14 protein-coding genes are annotated in these 20531 nt (G+C 69.3%); 10 read left to right on the top strand and 4 right to left on the bottom strand.

What is annotated here, in order from left to right; translation table 11 throughout:
- The first annotated feature begins 283 nt into the window (after positions 1-283).
- From H8B08_RS16910 to H8B08_RS16900, 3 genes are all read left to right on the top strand, one after another.
- A complete protein-coding gene (locus H8B08_RS16910; protein ID WP_187451363.1) occupies positions 284-628 on the top strand; it encodes a hypothetical protein in 345 nt (114 codons plus the stop codon).
- Positions 629-1207: 579 nt separating this feature from the next.
- Positions 1208-1522 (top strand): PfkB family carbohydrate kinase, encoded by a 315-nt coding sequence (locus H8B08_RS19665; protein ID WP_187451362.1) that lies wholly within the window; start codon positions 1208-1210, stop codon positions 1520-1522.
- Positions 1523-1531: 9 nt separating this feature from the next.
- Positions 1532-1789 carry a helix-turn-helix domain-containing protein gene (locus H8B08_RS16900; protein WP_187451361.1) on the top strand — a complete coding sequence of 86 codons (258 nt, stop codon included), beginning with the start codon at positions 1532-1534 and terminating at the stop codon, positions 1787-1789.
- Between the two features lie 143 nt (positions 1790-1932).
- Here H8B08_RS16900 and H8B08_RS16895 read toward each other — a convergent pair whose 3' ends face one another.
- Both H8B08_RS16895 and H8B08_RS16890 read right to left on the bottom strand, forming a co-directional pair.
- A complete protein-coding gene (locus H8B08_RS16895; protein ID WP_187451360.1) occupies positions 1933-4842 on the bottom strand; it encodes a TonB-dependent receptor in 2910 nt (969 codons plus the stop codon).
- Positions 4843-5116: 274 nt separating this feature from the next.
- Positions 5117-5890, bottom strand: coding sequence for a FadR/GntR family transcriptional regulator (locus H8B08_RS16890; protein WP_255500913.1), 774 nt, complete (start codon positions 5888-5890; stop codon positions 5117-5119).
- Between the two features lie 296 nt (positions 5891-6186).
- Here H8B08_RS16890 and H8B08_RS16885 point away from each other — a divergent pair, with 296 nt between their 5' ends.
- The 6 genes from H8B08_RS16885 to H8B08_RS16860 all read left to right on the top strand — a co-directional run bounded on the left by H8B08_RS16885 (position 6187) and on the right by H8B08_RS16860 (position 14047).
- Positions 6187-8475, top strand: a complete 2289-nt coding sequence (locus H8B08_RS16885; protein ID WP_222934556.1) for a polysaccharide lyase 6 family protein — start codon at positions 6187-6189, stop codon at positions 8473-8475.
- Positions 8472-10649 carry a heparinase II/III family protein gene (locus H8B08_RS16880; protein WP_187451358.1) on the top strand — a complete coding sequence of 726 codons (2178 nt, stop codon included), beginning with the start codon at positions 8472-8474 and terminating at the stop codon, positions 10647-10649. The genes H8B08_RS16885 and H8B08_RS16880 overlap by 4 nt, the downstream gene beginning before the upstream one ends.
- A gap of 31 nt (positions 10650-10680) precedes the next feature.
- Complete coding sequence (locus tag H8B08_RS16875; protein ID WP_255500912.1) at positions 10681-11934, top strand: MFS transporter; 1254 nt, start codon at positions 10681-10683, stop codon at positions 11932-11934.
- 2 nt (positions 11935-11936) lie between these two features.
- A complete protein-coding gene (locus H8B08_RS16870) occupies positions 11937-12689 on the top strand; it encodes an SDR family NAD(P)-dependent oxidoreductase (protein WP_187451356.1) in 753 nt (250 codons plus the stop codon).
- A gap of 70 nt (positions 12690-12759) precedes the next feature.
- Positions 12760-13779 carry a PfkB family carbohydrate kinase gene (locus H8B08_RS16865; protein ID WP_370545511.1) on the top strand — a complete coding sequence of 340 codons (1020 nt, stop codon included), beginning with the start codon at positions 12760-12762 and terminating at the stop codon, positions 13777-13779.
- Between the two features lie 10 nt (positions 13780-13789).
- Entirely contained in the window at positions 13790-14047 is a 258-nt protein-coding gene (locus H8B08_RS16860) for a helix-turn-helix domain-containing protein (RefSeq protein WP_187451355.1), read from the top strand.
- Between the two features lie 47 nt (positions 14048-14094).
- On the opposite strand, the gene H8B08_RS16855 is transcribed toward H8B08_RS16860, so the two are convergent.
- Together H8B08_RS16855 and H8B08_RS16850 are read right to left on the bottom strand one after the other, a co-directional pair.
- On the bottom strand, positions 14095-14562 hold the full coding sequence (locus tag H8B08_RS16855) for a hypothetical protein (protein ID WP_187451354.1): 468 nt from the start codon (positions 14560-14562) through the stop codon (positions 14095-14097).
- 188 nt (positions 14563-14750) lie between these two features.
- Positions 14751-16781 carry a glycoside hydrolase family 97 protein gene (locus H8B08_RS16850; protein ID WP_187451353.1) on the bottom strand — a complete coding sequence of 677 codons (2031 nt, stop codon included), beginning with the start codon at positions 16779-16781 and terminating at the stop codon, positions 14751-14753.
- A gap of 482 nt (positions 16782-17263) precedes the next feature.
- Here H8B08_RS16850 and H8B08_RS16845 point away from each other — a divergent pair, with 482 nt between their 5' ends.
- A complete protein-coding gene (locus H8B08_RS16845) occupies positions 17264-20515 on the top strand; it encodes a TonB-dependent receptor (RefSeq protein WP_187451352.1) in 3252 nt (1083 codons plus the stop codon).
- Positions 20516-20531 lie beyond the last annotated feature (16 nt).

Genomic DNA, 20531 nt, shown 5'->3' with positions numbered 1-20531 from the left:
CGCACCCAAACTTCCCGAACAGCCCCGCCTCATAAGCGGGGCTGTTCGCGTTTCCGGGCCCGGCTGACGCAAACGGGGCCGCCAATGGGCTGAAACGGCCGCCGCATGCGCCTGCGCGTCCCCTCCGAACGGAGGGGGGGGCGGCGTCCATGAAGCAGGCGACATCGCGCTGCTCCAGCGGCTTTCGGGCACATGGCCCGCGAGCAGCGGCAGGCGGAGCTGATCCGCCGCGCGATGTCCGATCCCCTGCTGCACGCGGCGGCCTGAGCCATAGCGGACAGAAATGGAAACGGCCGGGCGCTCGCCCGGCACGCGGGCCAAGTGTCCCCAGCTGCGCCGCGTCCGGATGGAGGGCGACAACGTGTGGCGGCCGCAGCTCTGCGAGGCGCGTCTCAAGGTGTGCGCGCGAAGCTTCCAGCGTGGCGAGCCGCTCCTTCACCGCGGCGCCCGTCAGCAGGCCGTCCGCTACGCCGTCGACAAGGCGTTCCGCGCGCCGCTTCACCTCCGCAAGCTCGTTCGCCAATCGGATCCGTTCGGCCGCCGTGCCAGCGTCGCGTTTGGCCATCAACCTGCTGTCCTCGCGCAGCGCCTCCTCGATCAGGGCGGGCTCAAGCAGGACGCCTTTTAAGGCTCGGACGACGCGCTCCTCAATCGGGCCCGACTTAAAGCCGCGGCCGTTGGAGCATCCGGCCGGTCCTCGGTCGCGCCGGATCGAGCACACGAGCCGGCCTTCAGCGCCGCCGATCACCAGCGGCCCCCCGCACGGGCCGCAGCGAGTCAGGTCCGAGAGCAGGCGCTTCGGCCGGCGCGAGAGTTCGGGTGACGTATTCTGAGACCGAGCGCCACCTCCGAGTAGCGGAGGTGCACGATTTCCCACAGCTCGTCGTGGACGATCCGAAGGTGACTGGCGGGGCGGTCGGGTCTCCGCGCCGCGACAGTGGGAAGGGACGGCTTTCATGGAAACACGCGGCGACGCCGTCGGCCGGCCCTCCCCGCGCCTTCGCCTGCCACGCCATCGTCGGCAACGTCGTCGAGGACGTGGCCGGCCGCCGCCGGCACGCCGAGTTCGAGGCCGGCCCGAGGGAGCGTCCGCGCACCCTGCCGGCGGCGCCGGCCCTGGCGCGCGCCGGCGTCCCGCCCGAAGCCGGCGGCGCGCCGCCGCGCCGCCGCCGAGGCCGCGTTCGAGGCCTTCCCGCATCTGCAGCGCATGGCCTCGACCTTCCGCGTCACCCACGGCGTCGACCACCACGAGCTGTCCGGCGTCATGTTCACCCGCGGGGGCGGGGAGGTGCGAACCGGATCCTTCCACCTGCCCGGCGTGGTCGACCGCATCGGCGGCGGCGACGCCTTCGCGGCCGGCCTGATGCACGGCCTGCTGTCGGGCATGGACGACCGCGCCGCCCTGGACTTCGCGGTCGCGGCCGGTTGCCTGAAGCACGCCGTCCCCGGCGATTTCAATCTGGTCGGCGCCGCCGAGGTCGAGGCGCTCCTCGCCGGCGGCGGCCTCGACGTCCGGCGCTGAGCACTCCCCATGCCCAAGTCCGTTTTCACCGACGCCTACCGCATCCTGATCGAGGACCTGGTCGCCGCAAGGCGCGCCAAGAAGGTCAGCCAGGCCGAGCTGGCGTCGCGGCTCGCCAAGGTGAAGTCCTTCATCGCCAAGGTCGAACGCCGCGGCCGCCGCCTCGACGTGCTGGAGTTCTGCGCCGTCTCGCGCGCGCTCGGCTACGACGAGTCCGAACTGCTGGCCCGCGTGGTCGCCAGGCTGCCCCGCGAAATCGAGATCTGAGGCGGGCGCGGCATAAAAAAGAGGCGCCCCGTGGGGCGCCTCAGCAGGCTCAGAGAAGAGTGCGGAACCGGCCGGGGCCGACGTGGCGTCGTCGCGGCCAGAGAAGGGACGGCGGCGCCCGTCAGAGCGCCGCCGCAGGCACGTCAGAAGCGGTAGCGGGCGCCCAGATAGTAGCGGGGCCCGTACAGGTGCACTTCGCGAACGCTGCCGGGGATCGGCATGTCCTCGACGCGCGGCTCGTTGTTCAGGTTCGACCCTTCGAACGAGAAGCTCAGGTTGTCGTTGACGCGGTAGCTGGCGCGGAAGTCCATCACCGTCGCCTCGCGGACAACGCGGTTCTGGGCGGCGGCGCCCACGAACTGCTGGTAGTAGCCCGAGCGGTACTTGACGATGCCCTGCAGCTCGATCGGGCCCATCTCGTAGTACAGCGACCCCGAGAACACGTGCTTCGACAGGCCGAAGATGTCGACCGGGTCGATGATGCCCGGCGTCACCACGCCGGTAGCCGCGTCGGTCTGGTCGCCCAGACGCAGATCCTCGGTCTCAAAGCTGGAGTCGGCGTAGCTGTAGCTCGCCTTCACGCCCAGGCCGTCGAACGGCGCGGGCAGGTTGGAGAACCGGTGCGCGCCGGTCAGCTCGAAGCCGAAGATGTCGCTCTCTTCGTCCGAGGTCTCGGTGACGATCACCGGCACCGTCACGGACTGGCCGTCGATGGTGTAGGTATCATTCACGACCACGTTCTCGAAGCCGCCCTGGAATTTCTTCAGGAAGACGGCGGCGCTGAACATGGAGTCGCGGTTCAGGTAGTACTCGAACGACAGGTCGGCGTTCCAGGACATCAGCGGCGTCATCGCCGGGTTGCCGTTGGCCGTGACGCTGCGGATCGCGTCCTCAGGCGTGGCGAAGGACGTGCCGCTTTCCAGGTTGATGGTCCGCCCGGCCCCCAGGTCCTCCGGATCCGGCCGCGACATGGCGCGGAACAGGCCCAGGCGCACGCGGGCCTTTTCGGTCACGTCGAGGGCGAGGTTGACGCTGGGCAGCCACTCCTCGGACTCGCTGTCGAAGGTCAGGGTGTCGAACTGCCCGTTGGAGACCAGCTGGATGGTGCTGTCCGGGTTGGTGATCACGTCGAACCCGCCGCGCAGGCCGGTCGACTGCACCTCGGTCTTCACATAGCGCAGGCCGAAATTGCCGCTCAGCGGCATGCCCGCCAGTTCGGTGTCGAAGTCGGCCAGGGCGTAGAAGGCCGTGGTCGTCTCCGTCATGTCGCGGTTGCCGATCGCGCGGGTGTCGGCGTTGCGGCCCGGATCGGCCGTGCCGATCAGGTTCTCGAACAGGCAGATCGAGTCGAAGGTGGCCCACGACGTGATCGGCTTGCCCGAGGCGTCGCTCAGGAAGTCGGACTGCGGGAACTGCGGCAGGCGGCAGGCCAGGTTGGCCGAGGCGATCGCCGAGGCCGAGGTGATGTTGTACTCGCGCCGATCCTGGTTGATGTCGCGGAACTCGTGTTCCGACCGGCGGGCGCCGAACTTCACGTCCAAGAGACCAGTGTCGGCCAGGCGGTAGGTCCCGTCCAGTCGGGTCGCGGTGATCTCGTCTTCGCGGACCTGTTCGGTCCGGCGCAGGCGGGCCGCGGCGCTGAAGTTGTCGGCGTCGTTGACGTCGAACAGCGGGTTCAGGGTGATGGTCGGCACGTCGCCCTGGGTCGCGTCGAACGTATAGGCGACCCGCTGGCCGTTGATCACGCCCGGGACCGCGACGCCGTAGATGTCGGTCGCGTTGGACCGCAGGCGCACCTCCCGGTCCATCCGCGAGCGGAAGGTGTCAGACCAGCCGTAGTCCAGCGCCAGGGACAGCCGGTCGGTGGCGTCCCAGGCGACGTTCAGGCCGCCGCCCTCGTACTGCTCGATCTGGTCGCGGTAGAGGGGGGTGGATTCCAGCGTGCTGTTGCCGCTGTACTTCTGCAGCACGCCCTCGTCGGTGTAGACGGCCGACGAGCCGTAGCCCCGCATGGTCTCAGACAGATTGAGCTGCTGGCGCGCCTCGATGAACTCGTAGGTCGACTGCTGGTAATCGAAGTTGACCGAGATGTCGTCGTTCGGACGCCACTGCAGGGCGGTGAACACCGACTCGCGGTCGTCGTGCTCGTTGAACTGGATGAAGGTGCGGCTGCCGGTGGTCAGGTAGAAGGGCGTGCCGGCCGGGGTCGCGCCGCTGGCGTAGGAGCCCGGGCTCACTTCCGTGCAGTTCGCCGTCGTCCCGACCGCGATGGTGGCGTTGCAGGCCGACCAGGTCGAGCTCGAGGAGAACAGCTCCTCGGGGTTGTTGCTCTTGCCCTTCTGGACGCCGACCGACAGGCCGATCCGGCCCAAAGCCCCGACGTCGAACTGGTCGACGTAGGAGAAGGTGCCGCGCCAGCCCAGGCCGTTCTCGTCGGCCAGACGCTGGTCGTAGCCCTGGTAAATGCCGCGCCCTTCCAGCTGGATGCGGCGCTTGCCGAAGTCGAGCGGCTTCAGGGTCTGCATGTCGATGATGCCGGCGACGCCGCCCTCGACGAAGTCCGCGCGCTGCGACTTGTAGATCGCGACGGTGTTGATCAGCTCCGACGGGAACATGGAGAAGTTCACCGAGCGGTCGCCGCTGCCGTTGGTGGCCTCGCGCCCGTTGAAGGTGGTCGAGCCGAGATAGGGGCCCAGGCCGCGCACGGCGATCTCCGAAGCGCCGCCCTTCTCGCGGTGGGTGGCCGCCCCGGTGATGGTTTCGATCGCCTCGCCGATCGACAGGGCCGGCAGGTCGCCGATGTCGTCGGCGGCCAGCACGTCGGAAACGACGGTGGCGTTCTTTTTCTGCTGGATCGACGACTGGATGGCGGCGCGGACGCCGGTGACGACGACTTCCTCGACCTCGCCGGCCTGCTCGCTCGCGGCGGGCGCGGTCTGGGCCGCCGCCGTGCCGGCGACGAACGGAGTCGCGGCGATCCCACACAGAAGCACTGAACGCAACGCTTGGCGGCCCAGGCGCCGGCCGAGATTCGACGCATGCTCGATGCGCATGATTTCCCCCTAATTGGATGCCCGTCTTTCGCGGGTTCACGGTCAAGCTTGTCCAAAACGGACCGCATCGTCAACCAATTGGTCATACGATCCGGTCTGAAGTTTGGACTGACCAGTGGCTAGTCCGGCGCGACACGACCGGATCGTCCACCTGGGGTGGTGCAGGGTTCTCCCGACATTTCAATGTGTTCTGAAGCCCGCCCGAAGGCGTTCCGCGCGTCCGCGGGCAGGGGGACAGTCGGATCGCGGGGCGACGGCTCACCCGTCGGCGGGATCAGCCGATCCGCGCGGAGATCAGGAAACGCTGGCGGCTTTCGGTCGCCTTACGGCGCAGTTCGTCGAACGCGCGCTTCTCCTCGGCGTCGAGCATGGCCTCGATCAGCCGGTTGAAGTGGCGGCGCATGGCCGCGCGGGCGCCGACGGGATCCTTGCGTTTCAAGGCGTCGAGCACGGCGGCGTGCTCGTCGATGCGCGAGGAGGCGTCCTTCTCGCAGACCGACGCATGGGCGGTCTGGACCTCGCTGAGCTCGGTGCGCATGCGCCAGAGCGAGGTGATGGTGTGAATGATGGCGCGGTTGCCCGAGGCCGAGGCGATCAGCAGGTGGAATTGGCGGTCGGCTTCGTCGGCCGACAGCTCCTCCGATTCGCCGGACATGGCGGCGACCAGCACGTCCAGCCGGGCGAGATCCTCGTCCGAGATGATCGGCGCGGCCAGGGCGGCGGCTTCCGATTCGAACAGGGAGCGGGCCTCGGTGAGTTCGAAGGCGCTGACTTCCGGCAGGCCGTCCTGGCGGGCGTCGGCGCGGTCCCGGACGTAGACGCCGGAGCCGGCGCGGATGTCCACCCGGCCCGAGGCCTGCAAGGCGACAGCGGCCTCGCGGACGGTGACGCGGCTGACCCCGAAGCGTTCGGCGAGCTCGCGTTCGCCAGGCAGCTTGGCGCCGGGCGGGAACACGCCGTCGTCGATCAGGGCGGCGATCTGCTCGGCGACGGCGTGAAACAGTCGGGGCTGGCCCGCGCGCCGCTGAATGTCGTTGGATCCGTCCAAAGCCCTGGCCCCAAGAGTCTGCGGCCGCAGCCGCGGCCGGAAGCTACGCCGGGGCGTAAGGGCTGTCAGCATCACGCCCGGCGTTCGCCTGCCAGTGTGCCGCTGCGGGTGAGCGTGTCAAGCCGGCGTCTCAGACCGGACGGGCGCGAGTCTTCGCATCTGGTTAGTCCGGTGGACTAGTCCGGATCGCGTGATGTGGCTTGAATCCGGTCGGTCCGGCTGCTAGCGTCCGGCCAAGCTTTGATCGAAAGAGAGTCGCCGGCTCTGTCCGAGCGGCTCCGGACGGGCGGGGGAACATGAGGCGCATTCTGTGCACCGCGACGGTCGTGGTGCTGAGCGGCTGGATGACGGCGGCGGAAGCCGCCGAGCGGCTGGTGCGGACCCAGGACGAGTTCCGGCGCGCGGTCGACCAGGCCGCGCCGGGCGACGAGATCGTGCTGGCCAACGGCGAATGGCGCGACTTCGAGATCCTGCTGCGCGGGCACGGCGTCGCCAAGGCGCCGATCACCCTGAGGGCCGAGCAAAAGGGGCGGGTCTTCATCACCGGCCGGTCCAACCTGCGGCTGGCAGGCGAGAACCTGGTCGTGTCGGGCCTGGTGTTCCGCGACGGCTGGACCCCGAGCGGCGAAGTGATCGCCTTCCGCGGCAAGGCGGGCGAGGTCGCCAGGGCCTCGCGGGTGACCGAGGTGGTCATCGACCGCTTCAACAACCCCAACCGCCTGGAGTCCGACCACTGGATCGCGCTCTATGGCGAGCACAATCGCTTCGATCACAGCCAGATCGTCGGCAAGGCCAACCTCGGGGCGACCCTGGTGGTGATCCGCGAGCCCGAATACGGGCTGGAGAACCACCACCGCATCGACCACAACTGGTTCGGGCCGCGCCCGAACCTGGGCTCGAACGGCGGCGAGACCATCCGCATCGGCACCAGCGGCCAGTCCCTGAGCCCGTCCTACACCCTGGTCGAGGACAACTGGTTCGAGCGCACGGACGGCGAGATCGAGATCATCTCGGTCAAGTCGGGCTCGAACGTCATCCGCGGCAACGTCTTCGTGGAATCGCGCGGGGCGCTGACCCTGCGGCACGGCAACGGCAACCTGGTCGAAAACAACGTCTTCTTCGGCCGGGGCAAGCCGCACACGGGCGGCGTGCGGGTGATCAACCGCGACCAGACCGTGCGCAACAACTACATGGAAGGGCTCGCGGGCGGCAGCAACGCCAGCGCCCTGGCGGTGATGAACGGCGTGCCGAACTCGCCCATCAACCGCTACCACCAGGTGGTCGGGGCCGTGATCGAGCACAACACCATCGTCGACGCCGCCAGCGTGGAGTTCGGGGCGGGCGCCGACGCGGAGCGCAGCCTGCCGCCGGCGGGGAGCCGCTTCGTCGAGAACCTGATGGTCTCGGATAACCGGGTCGATCCGCTGCGCGCCCGCGCCGCCGTCGACGGGATCGTGTTCGACGGCAACGTGCAGAGCGAGGTCGATGCGCCCGCCCTGGTCGTCGGCTTCCGGCGTGCGAAGATCCGCATGGAGCGGGCCGCCAACGGGCTGCTCTATCCGGTCGATCGGAAGCTTGGCGCTGTCGGGGTCCGGCGCGACCTGCAGCCCGTCGCGCGCGAAGCGACCGGCGTCGACTGGTATCCGAAGACCCAGGCCCTGGCGGCGCTCGGTTCCGGGCGGGTGATCCCGGTCGGGCCGGAGGAGGGCGCTCTGGCCGCCGCAATCCGCGCAGCCGGGCCGGGCGACACCCTGGCGCTGGCTCCTGGACGGTACGTGGTCGAGGAAGTGCTGGCGGTCTCCAGGCCGCTGACCGTGCAGGGGCCGGCCCCGGCCGCCGGCGCCGCGCCGGGCGAGGGGCTGGCGGTCGAGATCGCCTTCACCCGTCCGACCTTGTTCCAGATCGAAGAGGGCGGCGCGCTGCACCTGAAGAACCTGGCCGTCTCCGGCCGGCGGGCGCCGGACGCCACCGGCGACGCGGTGGTGCGCACCACGCCGCGCGGCCTGCTGGCGAGTTGCGACCTGATCATCGAGGGCGTTCGCGTCGCCGACCTGGACGTGAACGGCGCGTTCGACGTCGTCTCCATCTCGAAAGGCTCGCTCGCTGAGCGCGTGGTCCTCAAGAACAGCGTGGTCGAGAACGTCACCGGCTCGGTGATCAAGGCCGATGCCGAGACCGACGAGCTCGGCTTCTACAACGTCGAGCGCCTCGAAATCCTCGACACCGCCTTCCGCGGCGTCGCCGGCGAGATCGCCGACGTCTACCGGGGCGGCACCGACGAAAGCACCTTCGGGCCGGACGTGCTGGTGCGCGGCAACCGGATCGAGGGCTCCGGGCGCGGGCCGCGCAACACCAGCCAGGCGGCGATCGACTTGCACGGCGTCCAGAAGGCGGTGATCGAGCAGAACGAATTCAGGGACAGCGGGGTGATCGAGGTGCTGCACACGGTGGGCGCGCCGTCGACCCGGATCGTCGGCAACCGCTTCGAACGGACGCCCGAGCCGAAGGTCGCCGACGCCAGCAAGAAGGTCGAGGCGAAGCTCCTCGTCTCCGGCAACACCGTCGTCGGCGAGGCCGCCCGATGACCCGCGCGCCCCTCGTCTCCGTCCTGGCCCTGGCCCTGCTGTGCGGCGCCGCCCCGGTGAACGCCGGCGCGCCGAGCCCGGCCGCCGCCGCTCCGAAGCCCGAGTTCGCGGCCTGGACGGACGCGCCGCTGTTCGCCGCCGAGGTGGAGCGGGCCAAGGCCGACGTCGCCGAAGCCATGCGCCAGGGCGTGGTCGTGCCGGTCCCCAAGGACCCGGGCGGCGGCTACACGCACGAGCAGCACAAGCGTAACTACCGCACCATCTACCAGGCCGGGCAGCTTTACCGGCTCACCGGCGACCCGGCCTACGCTGAGCACGTGCGCAAGCTGCTGCTGGCCTATGCCGAGCTGTATCCGAAGCTGGGGCCGCACCCGGCCGGGCGGGGCGACGAAATCGCGGGCCGTCTGTTCTGGCAGACCCTGAACGACTCGGTCTGGCTGGTGAACGCGGTTCAGGGCTACGAGGCGATCCGCCCGACCCTGAGCCCCGCCGACCGCAAGACCATCGAGGAGCAGGTGTTCCGGCGCATGGCCCGGTTCCTGTCGGACGAGAACCCGCGCAATTTCAACCGGATCCACAACCACGCCACCTGGGCGGTCGCCGGCGTCGGCATGACCGGCTACGTGCTCGGCGACTCCGTCCTGGTCGACAAGGCGCTGCGTGGTCTCAACCGCGACGGCCAGGCCGGCTTCCTGCGCCAGATCGACCAACTGTTTTCGCCGGACGGCTATTACGAGGAAGGGGCGTACTACCAGCGCTACGCGCTGATGCCCTTCGTGGTGTTCGCCCGCGAGATCGACCGTCGCCAGCCGGAATTGAAGATCTTCGAACGGCGCGACGGGGTCCTGCTGAAGGCGATCCGCACGACGGTGCAGATGAGCTATGCGGACCGGTTGCTGCCGATCAACGACGCCATCAAGGACAAGGGGCTCGACACCGAGGAGCTCCACCATGGCGTGGCCATCGCCTACGCCCTGACCGGCGATCCGAGCCTGCTGTCGGTGGCCCGCACCCAGGGCCACACCGTGCTCACGCCCGACGGCCTGCGCGTGGCGCGCGACCTCGCGGCTGGCAAGGCGAAGCCGTTCCCGTTCGCGTCGGTCCTGCTGCGCGACGGTCCGGACGGCATGAAGGGCGCGCTGGCCATTCTGCGCACCGGCGACGGGCCCCGGCAGACGGCGCTGGTGGCCAAGAACACCTCACAGGGCATGGGGCACGGTCACTTCGACAAGCTGAACTGGCTGTTCTTCGACAACGGCCAGGAGATCGTGCGCGACTACGGCTCAGCCCGGTTCCTGAACGTCGAAGCCAAGAGCGGCGGAGTGTACCTGCCGGAAAACACCAGCTGGGCCAAGCAGACGGTGGCCCACAACACCCTGGTGGTGAACGAGACGACCCACTTCGACGGCGTGCTCAAACGCGCCGAGGCGGCCGCGCCGGAGCAGATCTTCTTCGAGGCCGGCGGCCCGACCCAGATCACCAGCGCGCGCATGGCGGGCGCCTACGACGGCGTCGTCTTCACCCGCACTCAGGCGCTGCTGCAGTCGGACCTGTTCGCGCACCCGATCGTCGTCGATCTGCTGAAGGTCCACGGTCCGCAGCCGGCCCGCTACGACCTGCCGCTGCACTACCAAGGCCACATCATCGAGGTCGGCTTCCCGCTGCAATCCAAGGTTGCCGAGCGGCCGGTGCTGGGGACGGCGAACGGCTACCAGCACCTGTGGGTCGACGCGCTCGGCGCGCCGAGCGCGGACGACGCGCAACTGACCTGGATGCATGAGAACCGCTTCTACACCTGGCGCTTCCTGCCCCAGCCCGGGGCGACGGCGGTGCTGGCCGAGAGCGGCGCGAACGACCCGAATTTCAACCTGCGCCGCGAACCGGTGCTGATCCAGCGGGTCGACGGGGCGGCGGACGCGACCTTTGTCGGCGTGCTGGAGCCGCACGGCCTCTACGACGGCGCGGCCGAGACCACGGTCGGCTCGCACAGCCGGATCGCGAAGCTGGAGCGGTTCGCGTCCGACGACGCGGACGTGATCGTGATCACCACCCGCGAGGGCCGCCGGCTGGCGCTGGGCGTCGCCCAGGACGCGGCCCCGAACGCCCGCCATACGGTGAAGGCGGGCGAGCGCAGCTACAGCTGGACCGGCTTCTACGGCCGGTTCGACGATTGAAGTCGGGGAGGGGGCGTTGAAGGCGTCTGGTTTGAGGTGGGGCGTCGTCGGCCTGATCGCCGTCGCGACGGTGGTCAACTACATCGACCGCAACGCGCTGGCGGTGATGTGGCCGAAGATCTCCGAGGAGATCGGGGCCAGCAAGGAGGACTACGCCCTCCTGGTCACCGCCTTCATGGTCGCCTACGCCCTGGGGCAGGCGGCGTTCGGCAAGATCTTCGACTGGATCGGCACGAAGCTGGGCTTCGCGGTCTCGATCTTCTTCTGGTCGGCGTCGATCGCCGCCCACGCCGTGGCCGCCGGACTGATGCAGTTCGTCGGCGCGCGCGCCGGTCTGGGCTTCAGCGAGGCCGGCGCCTGGCCGGGCGCGACCAAGGCCAACGCCGAGTGGTTCCCCGTCCGCGAGCGGGCCTTCGCCCAGGGCATCTTCAACGCCGGCGCGGCGCTGGGCGCGATCGTCTCGGCGCCACTGATCGCGGTCCTCTACGGCGCGCTGGGCTGGAAAACGACATTCCTGCTGGTCGGCGCGCTCGGCCTGTTGTGGCTCGTGCCGTGGCTGGCCCTCTACCGTTCGCCGCCGCGTCAGGCCGCGGCCCCGGCCGAGGCCGAAGGCGGCGAAACCGCCGCGGCCGACGCCCCCGCCGTCGACATTTACGTGCCGACCCTTCGCCAGCAATTGGGCCACCGCGAGAGCTGGGGGGTGATCCTGTCCCGCTTCTTCATCGACCCGGTCTGGTGGCTGTTCGTCTCCTGGCTGCCGATCTACCTGGCCGAGACCTTCGGCTTCGACATCAAGCAAATCGGCCTGTTCGGCTGGGTGCCTTATGTCGGCGCGATGATCGGCAGCCTGTTCGGCGGCTGGCTGTCGGGCCTGCTGATCCGCCTGAAGATGCCGGTCGGCCTGGCCCGCAAGCTGGTCATCACCCTGGGCGGCGCGATCATGCTGCCGGCCCTGATCTACGCGGCCCGCGCGTCGGATCCGCTCACGGCGGTGCTGATCATCGCGCTGGTGCTGTTCGGCTTCCAGATCGCCATCAACAACATCCAGACTCTGCCGGGCGACCTGTTCGGCGGCAAGTCGGTCGGGGCCCTGGCCGGGGTGAGCGGCGCCGCGGCGGTGGCCGGCGTGCTGATCACCACCTGGCTGGTGCCGGTCATGACCCAGGCGTCCTACGCGCCGATCTTCATCCTGGCGGCCGCGATCGTGCCGCTGTCGATCCTTTCCGTCTGGCTGCTCTGCGGCCGCGTCGAACCCGTGCGCGCCAAAGTCGCGCCGAAGGAGTGAACATGAGTCTGCAGGGCAAGGTCGCGATCGTGACCGGCGGCGGCCGCGACATCGGTCGCGCCGTCTCGATCAAGCTGGCGCAGGAAGGCGCCAAGGTCGCGATCAACTACATGAGCTCGGCCGCCGCGGCCGAAGAGACGGCGTCGATGGTGCGCGCGGCCGGCGGTGAATGCCTGCTGGTCCAGGGCGACATGACCCGCGCCGCCGACGTCGACGCCCTGGTCGACGCGACCCGTCAGGCCTGGGGCGACGAGATCCACGTGCTGGCCAACGTCGCCGGCGGTCTGGTCGCGCGAAAGACCCTGAGCGACATGGACGAAGCCTTCTTCGACCACGTCATGGCCCTGAACCTGAAATCGACCTTCCTGGCCACGCGCGCGGTCGCCCCGTTCGTCCCGGCCGGGGGCGCCATCGTCAACGTGGCCTCGATCGCCGGCCGCGACGGCGGCGGCCCAGGCGCCTCGATCTACGCGACCAGCAAGGGCGCGGTGATCACCTTCACCCGCGCCATGGCCAAGGAGCTGGGGCCCAGGGGCGTGCGCGTGAACTCGGTCTGCCCGGGGATGATCAGCACCACCTTCCACGACACCTTCTCCAAGGACGAGGTCCGCAAGGCGGTGGCCGCCGCGACGCCGCTGCGCCGCGAGGGGCAGGCCGAGGAAGTGGCCGCCCTGGTCAGCTACCTGGCCTCCGACGGGGCCTCGTTCATCAACGGCGCCAACCTCGACATCAACGGCGGCCTGCTCTTCTCCTGACGCTTCCTTGCAGGAGGTCTCCTCGGGCGGCGGCGCGAGCCGTCGCCCTTTTTCATCCCAGGAGTTTTGCGTGATCCGCGACGTCGTCTGCTTCGGGGAAGTGTTGGTACGGCTGACCGCGCCGGGAGCCGAGATGCTGCTGCAGTCCAAGCGGCTGGAGGTCTGCTTCGGGGGAGCGGAGACGAACCTGGCGGTGTCCCTGGCCCGCTTCGGCCACCGGGCCGGCGTCGCCAGCGTCCTGCCCGCTAACGCGCTCGGCCGCGCGGCCGTAGACGAGCTGCGCCGCTATGGCGTGGACGTCTCGGGCCTGCGCTTCGCCGACGGGCGCATGGGCCTCTACTTCCTGCAGGCCGGCGCGGTGCTGCGCCCGGCCGAGATCACCTACGACCGAGCCGGCTCCGCCTTCGCGGAAGCGCCGGCCGACCTGATCGACTGGGACCGCGAGCTGGCCGGCGTGCAGTGGCTGCACCTGTCGGGCGTGACGCCGGCGGTCGGCCCCAACGCCGCCGCCGGGGCGCTGAACGCCGTGGCGGCCGCGCGGCGGCAGGGCGTGAAGGTCTCCTTCGACGGCAACTACCGCGCCAAGCTCTGGGCCGCGTGGAAGGGCGACGGGCCGGCGGTGCTGAAGGAGCTGATGTCGGGCGCCGACCTCGCCTTCGTCGACGACCGCGACATCGCGCTGGTGCTGGGCCGCGCCTTCACCGACGAGGACCCGGCCGCGCGCCGGAGAGCCGCCGCCGAGGCCGCCTTCGACGCCTTCCCGCATCTGCGGCGCATGGCCTCGACCTTCCGGACCACCCACGGCGTCGACCACCACGAGCTGTCGGGCGTCATGTTCACCCGCGGGGGCGGGGAGGTGCGTACCGGATCCTTCCACCTGACCGGCGTGGTCGACCGCATCGGCGGCGGCGACGCCTTCGCGGCCGGCCTGATGCACGGCCTGCTGTCGGGGATGGACGATCGCGCCGCCCTCGACTTCGGGGTGGCGGCCGGCTGCCTGAAGCACGCCGTCCCCGGCGATTTCAATCTGGTCGGCGCCGCCGAGGTCGAGGCGCTCCTCGCCGGCGGCGGCCTCGACGTCCGGCGCTGAGCACCTCCCCATGCCCAAGTCCGTATTCACCGACGCCTACCGCCTCCTCATCGAGGACCTGGTCGCCGCAAGGCGCGCCAAGAAGGTCAGCCAGGCCGAGCTGGCGTCGCGGCTCGCCAAGGTGAAGTCCTTCATCGCCAAGGTCGAACGCCGCGGCCGCCGCCTCGACGTGCTGGAGTTCTGCGCCGTCTCGCGCGCGCTGGGCTACGACGAGTCCGAACTGCTGGCCCGCGTGGTCGCCAGGCTGCCGCGCGAACTGGAGATCTGAGCCGCGCTAAGCCGAGTGCCGGCGGGACGGGATTCTGGGAACGCGCGTTATGCGCATCTGCGGAACGTACCATGAACGCGCGGGTGGCCCGGTGCCTTGGCGCAAAGCTCCTCGCTGCGCCAACACGAGCAGGTTTGGGCGCTGGCGATAACCATCAGCGGTGTGTCGGCAGACTCTCGACCAAATAAGGCGTCGAACGCGGCCAGCCGCTGGCAGCGAGCGTTCCGGAAGCCTCGTCGAGCTTCTGTTCCAGGCAATCGGACGCCGGCGGCCGACAATTGCGCTTCGCTGAGGAGCGGGCTCGCTACGATCTGCGCCGGCAAATCCGCCTGAGCAGGTTCTAGGAGAACGAGGCGGCCAAGCACGTGCAGGACATTGAAGAGCTCCATGGTGTAGTCGGCGAGCCACCCTTCCGGTTGGATCAGGCCCAGGTCAGACGGTGGGCGCCGGTCGCCTATCATGGGCCGGCTGCGGTCGAGCCGGCGATAGCTGAACCACTGCTCCAGGACCTTCATTCCAGAGCTTGGCGTCGGTACTGCACAAAGCTCCGCGGGTCGGCTTGGCCGAGGAGAACTGCGCCCTGGGCGTCGGTGCATCCGGCGAGCGCCGCCTCGACGCCGCGACTGTGGCGCGGGCCGTGGACTCGTGCTTGTCGCTGTCGTTGTCGCCCGCCCTCGGGATCGATCCTCGCGCCAGCGCTGCGTCAGTCCAGGGCGCGGAAGCGGATCGCCTGTCCGCCGCCCGGAGCCAGCGCCAGTTCCAGGCGGTCGTGAGCGGTCACCACGCGGCGCGCCGTCTCGAACGCGTAGGGATTGCTGACGTAGTCCGCGCCCGGGCCGTCCCGGTAGATCTGCGCCTCGTAGCGTCGGCCGGGCTCGAGGAAGTCGAGCGTGACCGGCACCCTGCGGGCGGTCTCGTCGGTCACCGCGCCCAGGAACCAGTCGGCCCCGCCGCGCTGCCGGCGGGCGACGACGACGTAGTCGCCGATCTCGCCGGCCAGGGTCTTCGAGGTCTCCCAGTCGACCGGCACGTCGCGGATGAATTGGAAGGCGTCCGGGCGGGCGGCGTAGTTCTCGGGCAGGTCGGCGGCCATCTGCACCGGGCTGTAGATCACCACGTAGAGCGCCAGCTGGGTGGCCAGGGTGGACTGCACCCGTTCCTCGACCTTGGCCTTGCCGAACGTCAGGTCGAAGATTCCCGGGGTGTAGTCCATCGGGCCGGCCAGAAGGCGCGTGAACGGCAGGATGGTCACGTGCTCCGGCGGGTTGGTCGGCCGCCCCCAAGCGTTGAACTCCTGGCCGCGCGCGCCCTCGCGGCTGACCAGGTTGGGCCAGGTGCGGCGAAGTCCGGTGTCCTTCACCGGTTCGTGGGCGTCGATCGAGATGTGCCGGGCCGCGGCGGCTTCGGCCACCTTCTGGTGGTGGCGCACCATGTACTGGCCGGCGAACCATTCGCTCTGCGTCGCGCCGTCCGGACCGGGGTGCACGATGGTCCCGTTCGGCTTGACGTACCCGGTTTTCACCGCCCGCACGCCCGCGCCCGCGTAAAGGTCCAGAGCGGCGTCCAGCTGGCGCTCGTAGTTCTCGACCGCCCCGCCGGTCTCGTGATGACCGATCAGCCCAACCCCGCGCTGCCTGGCGTAGTCGGCCAGCCCGGCCAGGTCGAAGTCGGGGTGCGCCTGAGTGAAGCTGAACTTGTCGCCGTTGGCGATCCAGTCGCCGTCCCAGCCGGTGTTCCAGCCCTCGGCCAGCACGCCGCCGAAGCCGTTCTCGGCCGCGAAATCGATATAGCGGCGCACGTTGGCGGTGGTGGCGCCGTGGGTGGGGCCGCCGCCCCAGGTCGAGCGGTTCAGGTGCATCTCCCACCAGACGCCGACGTACTTGGTCGGCTTCACCCAGGAGACGTCGCCCAGCCGGTTGGGTTCGTTCAGGTTCAGCACCAGGCGCGAGTCCGCCAGCGCGCCGGCGCTCTCGCCGACCAGCACCACCCGCCAGGGGGTGACGAACGCGCCGTCGCGGCGCACCCGCACCCCGTCCGACCAGGGCATCAGGTCGGCCTTGAAGGCGCCGGGACCGGTTCGCCGCAGGTTCATGCTGGCGTAATCGACCAGCGCGGCCTCGTGAACCGACAGATAAAGGCCCTCGCCCTGCAGGGTGAAGGGCGTTTCGGCCAGGCTGACGGCGTCGAGATCGGTGCGCGTGTAGAGGTACTCGTCGCGCTCGCGCTCGCGGGCGGGATACCACCAAGCGTCGTAGCGGCCGGCGAAGTTGAACTCGGTGGCTTCGTCCAGGACCTCGACCGGACCGGCCGCCGGGACGTCGTAGCGGAAGCCGAAACCGTCGTCGAAGGCGCGCACCACCACCTCGTACGGCCGCGCGCCGGCCGGCCCGGCCAGGCGCACCCGCATCTCGTTGTGCCGATCGCGGACCAGCCGCTGTTCGCCCCAGGGCTGCTCCCAGGTCTGGTCGGCGTAGGCGCGCTCGATCCGCTCGATTCGGTTTACTTGCGCCGGGCCGTCCCCCTCCAGGCTCAATCCCAGAGCGGAGCGCCGGATGACTTCCCGCCCGTTGCGGACGACTTGATAGGACGGTCCGCGGGCGTCGACGGCGATGCAGACTCTCAACGCCGTGTCCGGCGAGTCGACGCAGGCGCGCGAGCCGGCGGCGGCCGGCGCCGGGCCGACGGCGAGGAAGGGCAGGGCCGCGGCGGCGGCGAGAAGGATCCGGCGGTTCATGGAAGGCTCCCCGAAGTCGACGCCGGCCGGCGTCTGCGCGCCGTCGTCGCCGGAACTAGGTCTCAACAGTCTTTGCAAGTCAACGCATGCTCGGGTCTCGCCGATGACTCGGTCAGGCCAGGCGAATGGTCGCCCGAGATCGCGGGGCTGGCCGGCGGCGTGATGGAAATGCCACGTCGGGCCGGCTTGGCCTCGAAATTTTACTCCGGCGGCGGAATAGCTTTGCAGTGGCGATCAAAGTCTCGCATAACGCCGGTTGACGGGGAGTGTGGGGGCGCAGGGCGACGGATCGAATTGACAGCGCTGTCATCGGCCCAGGCCGGTCCGGCTGGCCGCGTGGGAAGGCGCGGGGGACGCATTCCGCCGCGGGCGGCGTCAAGTGATCCGCTAGTCCATTTGCAAAGCAAATAAGCAACACGCTCGGACGTGAAGACTTGGGAACGGCGCCCTGAAGAGGCGTCGGCTCGTGGGGAGGAAGTCGAATGAATACGTCAAACGACGTGGTGTTGCGCCGCGCGTTGCGTTCCGGCGTCTCGGTCGCCGTGCTCGCGGTCGTGGTCGGCCTGGCCGTTCCGGCGCTGGCCCAGGACGCCGGCGGCGACCAAGCCGCCGAGGTCGACGAGGTGGTGGTGACCGGCGTGCGCCAGTCGCTGAAGACCTCCCAGCAGATCAAGCGGGACGCCGACACGGTGGTGGACTCCATCACCGCCACCGACATCGGCGCCTTCCCCGACAAGTCGGTCGCCGAGGCGCTGCAGCGGGTGCCCGGGGTCACCGTCAACCGCTTCTCGGCCACCGACGACACCTCGCACTTCTCGGCCGAGCCCTCGGGCGTGATCGTGCGCGGCCTGCCGCAGGTGCGCAACGAGTTCAACGGCCGCGACAGCTTCAGCGCGAACTCCTCGCGCGGCCTGGGCTGGGGCGACGTCACGCCCGAGCTGATGGCCGGGGTGGACACCTACAAGAACCAGACGGCGGACATGATCGAGGGCGGCATCGCCGGCACGGTCAACCTGCGCACGCGCGTGCCGTTCGACGCGAGCGGCCGGGTGGTCGGCGGCTCGCTGGCCATGAACTACGGCGACGTGTCGGAGAAGTACACGCCCGAGGCGGTGGGCATCTACAGCGACCGGTGGAGCACCAGCATCGGCGACGTCGGCGTGATGGCCAACATCGCCTATTCGAACGTGCAGAACGAAACCCAGGGCATCCAGTACGGCCGCATGGCGATCCTGCAGGATCTCTACGGTCCGGGCCTGAAGTATATCCCCTCGAGCGTGGGCTACCGCGACACCGAATACGACCGGACCCGCAACGGCGCGGCCCTCGCGGCCCAGTGGCAGGATCCGGAGCACAAGTTCCTGCTGACCGGCCAGTACAACCGCTCCACCTACGAAAACGAGTGGCGCGAGCGCGGGGTCATCAGCTACCCGATCGACATGTTCGCCCTGCCGGTGGACTGGGTCTATTCGAACGTCGTGACGCCGAGCAGCGGTCGCCCGCAGTGGGCGCCGCGGCCGCCGGCCGGCTCGCCGGCCTTCACCTTCGACTCGGCCGGCAACTTCATGACCGGCGTCATGACCCAGCAGCAGACCGACACCGGCTGGTGGGGCGTGGACGAGAGCATGTCGTCGCAGATCGCGCTCAACTCGTTGGGCCAGCCGATGCTGCACCCCTGCTACAACTGGCAGGCGACCTGCGCGGACCCGGTGCGCGGGCCTGACCTCAACGCGGTCACCCGCTTCGCCGACACCCGCAACATGACCGAGGACGCTTCGGTCAATCTAAAGTGGAACGTCAGCGATCGGCTGAAGCTGAACTTCGACCTGCAGAAGATCCACTCCGAGGTCGACTCCTACGACATCGAGGTCGGCCAGTATTCCTTCGCCAACCTCTCGCTCGACGCCACCGGCGAGCGGCCGCGGGTCGAGTGGCTGGACCCGACCAACATCAGCCTGTCGCCGGGCGGCCTGAGCAACCCGAACAACTATCGCTACAATCACGCGATGGACCACCGCGAGGACAGCGAGGGCGACCAGCTCTCGGTCCGGGCGGACGCTCAGTATCTGTTCGACACGACTTGGCTGGACTCGCTGAAGGTCGGCGTGCGCTACGCCAATCGCGAGCAGACGGTGCGTTACTCGAACTTCAACTGGGCCAACATCGTCAACCTCTGGAACCTGGGTTCGGGCCAGTATCAGTTCTTCAACATCGACCAGCACACGCCCAACGGCTCGTTCGGCGGCTATCCGACCGGTCTTTACGAGGTCCGCAGGTTCGGCGGCGGCGACTTCTTCGGCGGTTCGCCCCGTGACATCGTGTTCTTCAACATGGACGCGCTGGCCGCCCACGGGGCGGACGCGCTGAGCTTCGCCAATCTCGGCGTCGGCCAGGACCAGTGGGCGCCGATCTGCACCCGTGCGGGCGAGGTCGAGGGCTGCTTCCGCGCCTCCGAACTGAACGACGTGGAGGAGACCACCAAGGCGGCCTACGCCATGCTGAAGTTCGGCGGGCCGGACGCGCGCTGGGGCGGCCTCGGGGTGTCGGGCAACATCGGCGTGCGCTACGTCGAGACCAACAACGTCAGCACCGGGTCGATCAACTCGCCGACGCCCTACACCGCGTCGGACACGACCTGCGTCGCGCTGCCGCCGCCGTCGCCGGTGCCGGGTTCGTTGGGCTGCTATCTGTCCGCGGACGACATCGCTTTCGCCGCCGCCGGCGGCGGGGGGGCGACGACGGTCGACGTGAAGCACGAGCACTGGCTGCCCAGCTTCAACCTGAAGCTCGACCTGACCGACGACTGGGTGCTGCGCTTCGCGGCTTCGCGCGCCATGGCGCGGCCCGACATCGGGCTGCTGAAGAACTACGTCGACGTGAACAAGTCGACGCCGCCGGTGACCGACGCCACCGACCCGCGCTGGATCAAGGACAGCGGCGGGAACATCGTGGGCGTGGCGCCGACCTACACCGCCGAGGCTTACAACCCCTACCTCGCGCCCACCACCGCGGACCAGTTCGACATCTCGCTCGAGCACTACTTCAACGACGTCGGGTCGTTCTCGATCGCGCTGTTCTACAAGAAGTTCAACGACTACATTCAGTACGGCTCCTACGAGCAGGAGATCACGCTCAACGGCGTCACCCGGACGGTTCGGACGCGCGGGCCCATGAACGGCGACGGGGCCGAGATGCAGGGCTTCGAAGTCGCCTATCAGCGGTTCTTCGACTTCCTTCCCGCGCCGTTCGACGGCCTGGGCGTCCAGGCCAACTACACCTACGTCGACAACCAGGGCATCTCGAACGCCAACCTGAAGCCGGCGTCGGGCGGCGGCTCGGGCGCCACGCCGCAGCCGGGCAGCAGCGGCACCGCCATCCAGGTCGACAAGCTCGAGGGCCTGTCGGAGCACGCCTACAACCTGGTGGGCATGTACGAGAAGGGTCCGTGGGCGGCCCGGCTCGCCTACAACTGGCGCTCGGAGTACCTGGTCACGGGGGTCGACTGCTGCGTCTACCTGCCGATCTGGTCGGAAGACGCCGGTTATTTGGACGCCTCGCTGCGTTATCGCGTCAACGACAACATCGAGCTGAACTTCCAGGGCAGCAACCTTCTCAACACCGAGACGAAGCTGCACCAGCAGGTCACCGACTCGGCCGACGGCGGGTTGTTGAAGCCGAATGGTTGGTTCCGCAACGACCGTCGCGTCGTCGTCGGAATACGCTTCAAGTACTGAGCTGGTCCCGAACAGG

Source organism: Caulobacter sp. 17J80-11 (assembly GCF_014349105.1).
Classification (GTDB): domain Bacteria; phylum Pseudomonadota; class Alphaproteobacteria; order Caulobacterales; family Caulobacteraceae; genus 17J80-11.
This window is presented reverse-complemented; position numbering and strand designations above follow the sequence as displayed.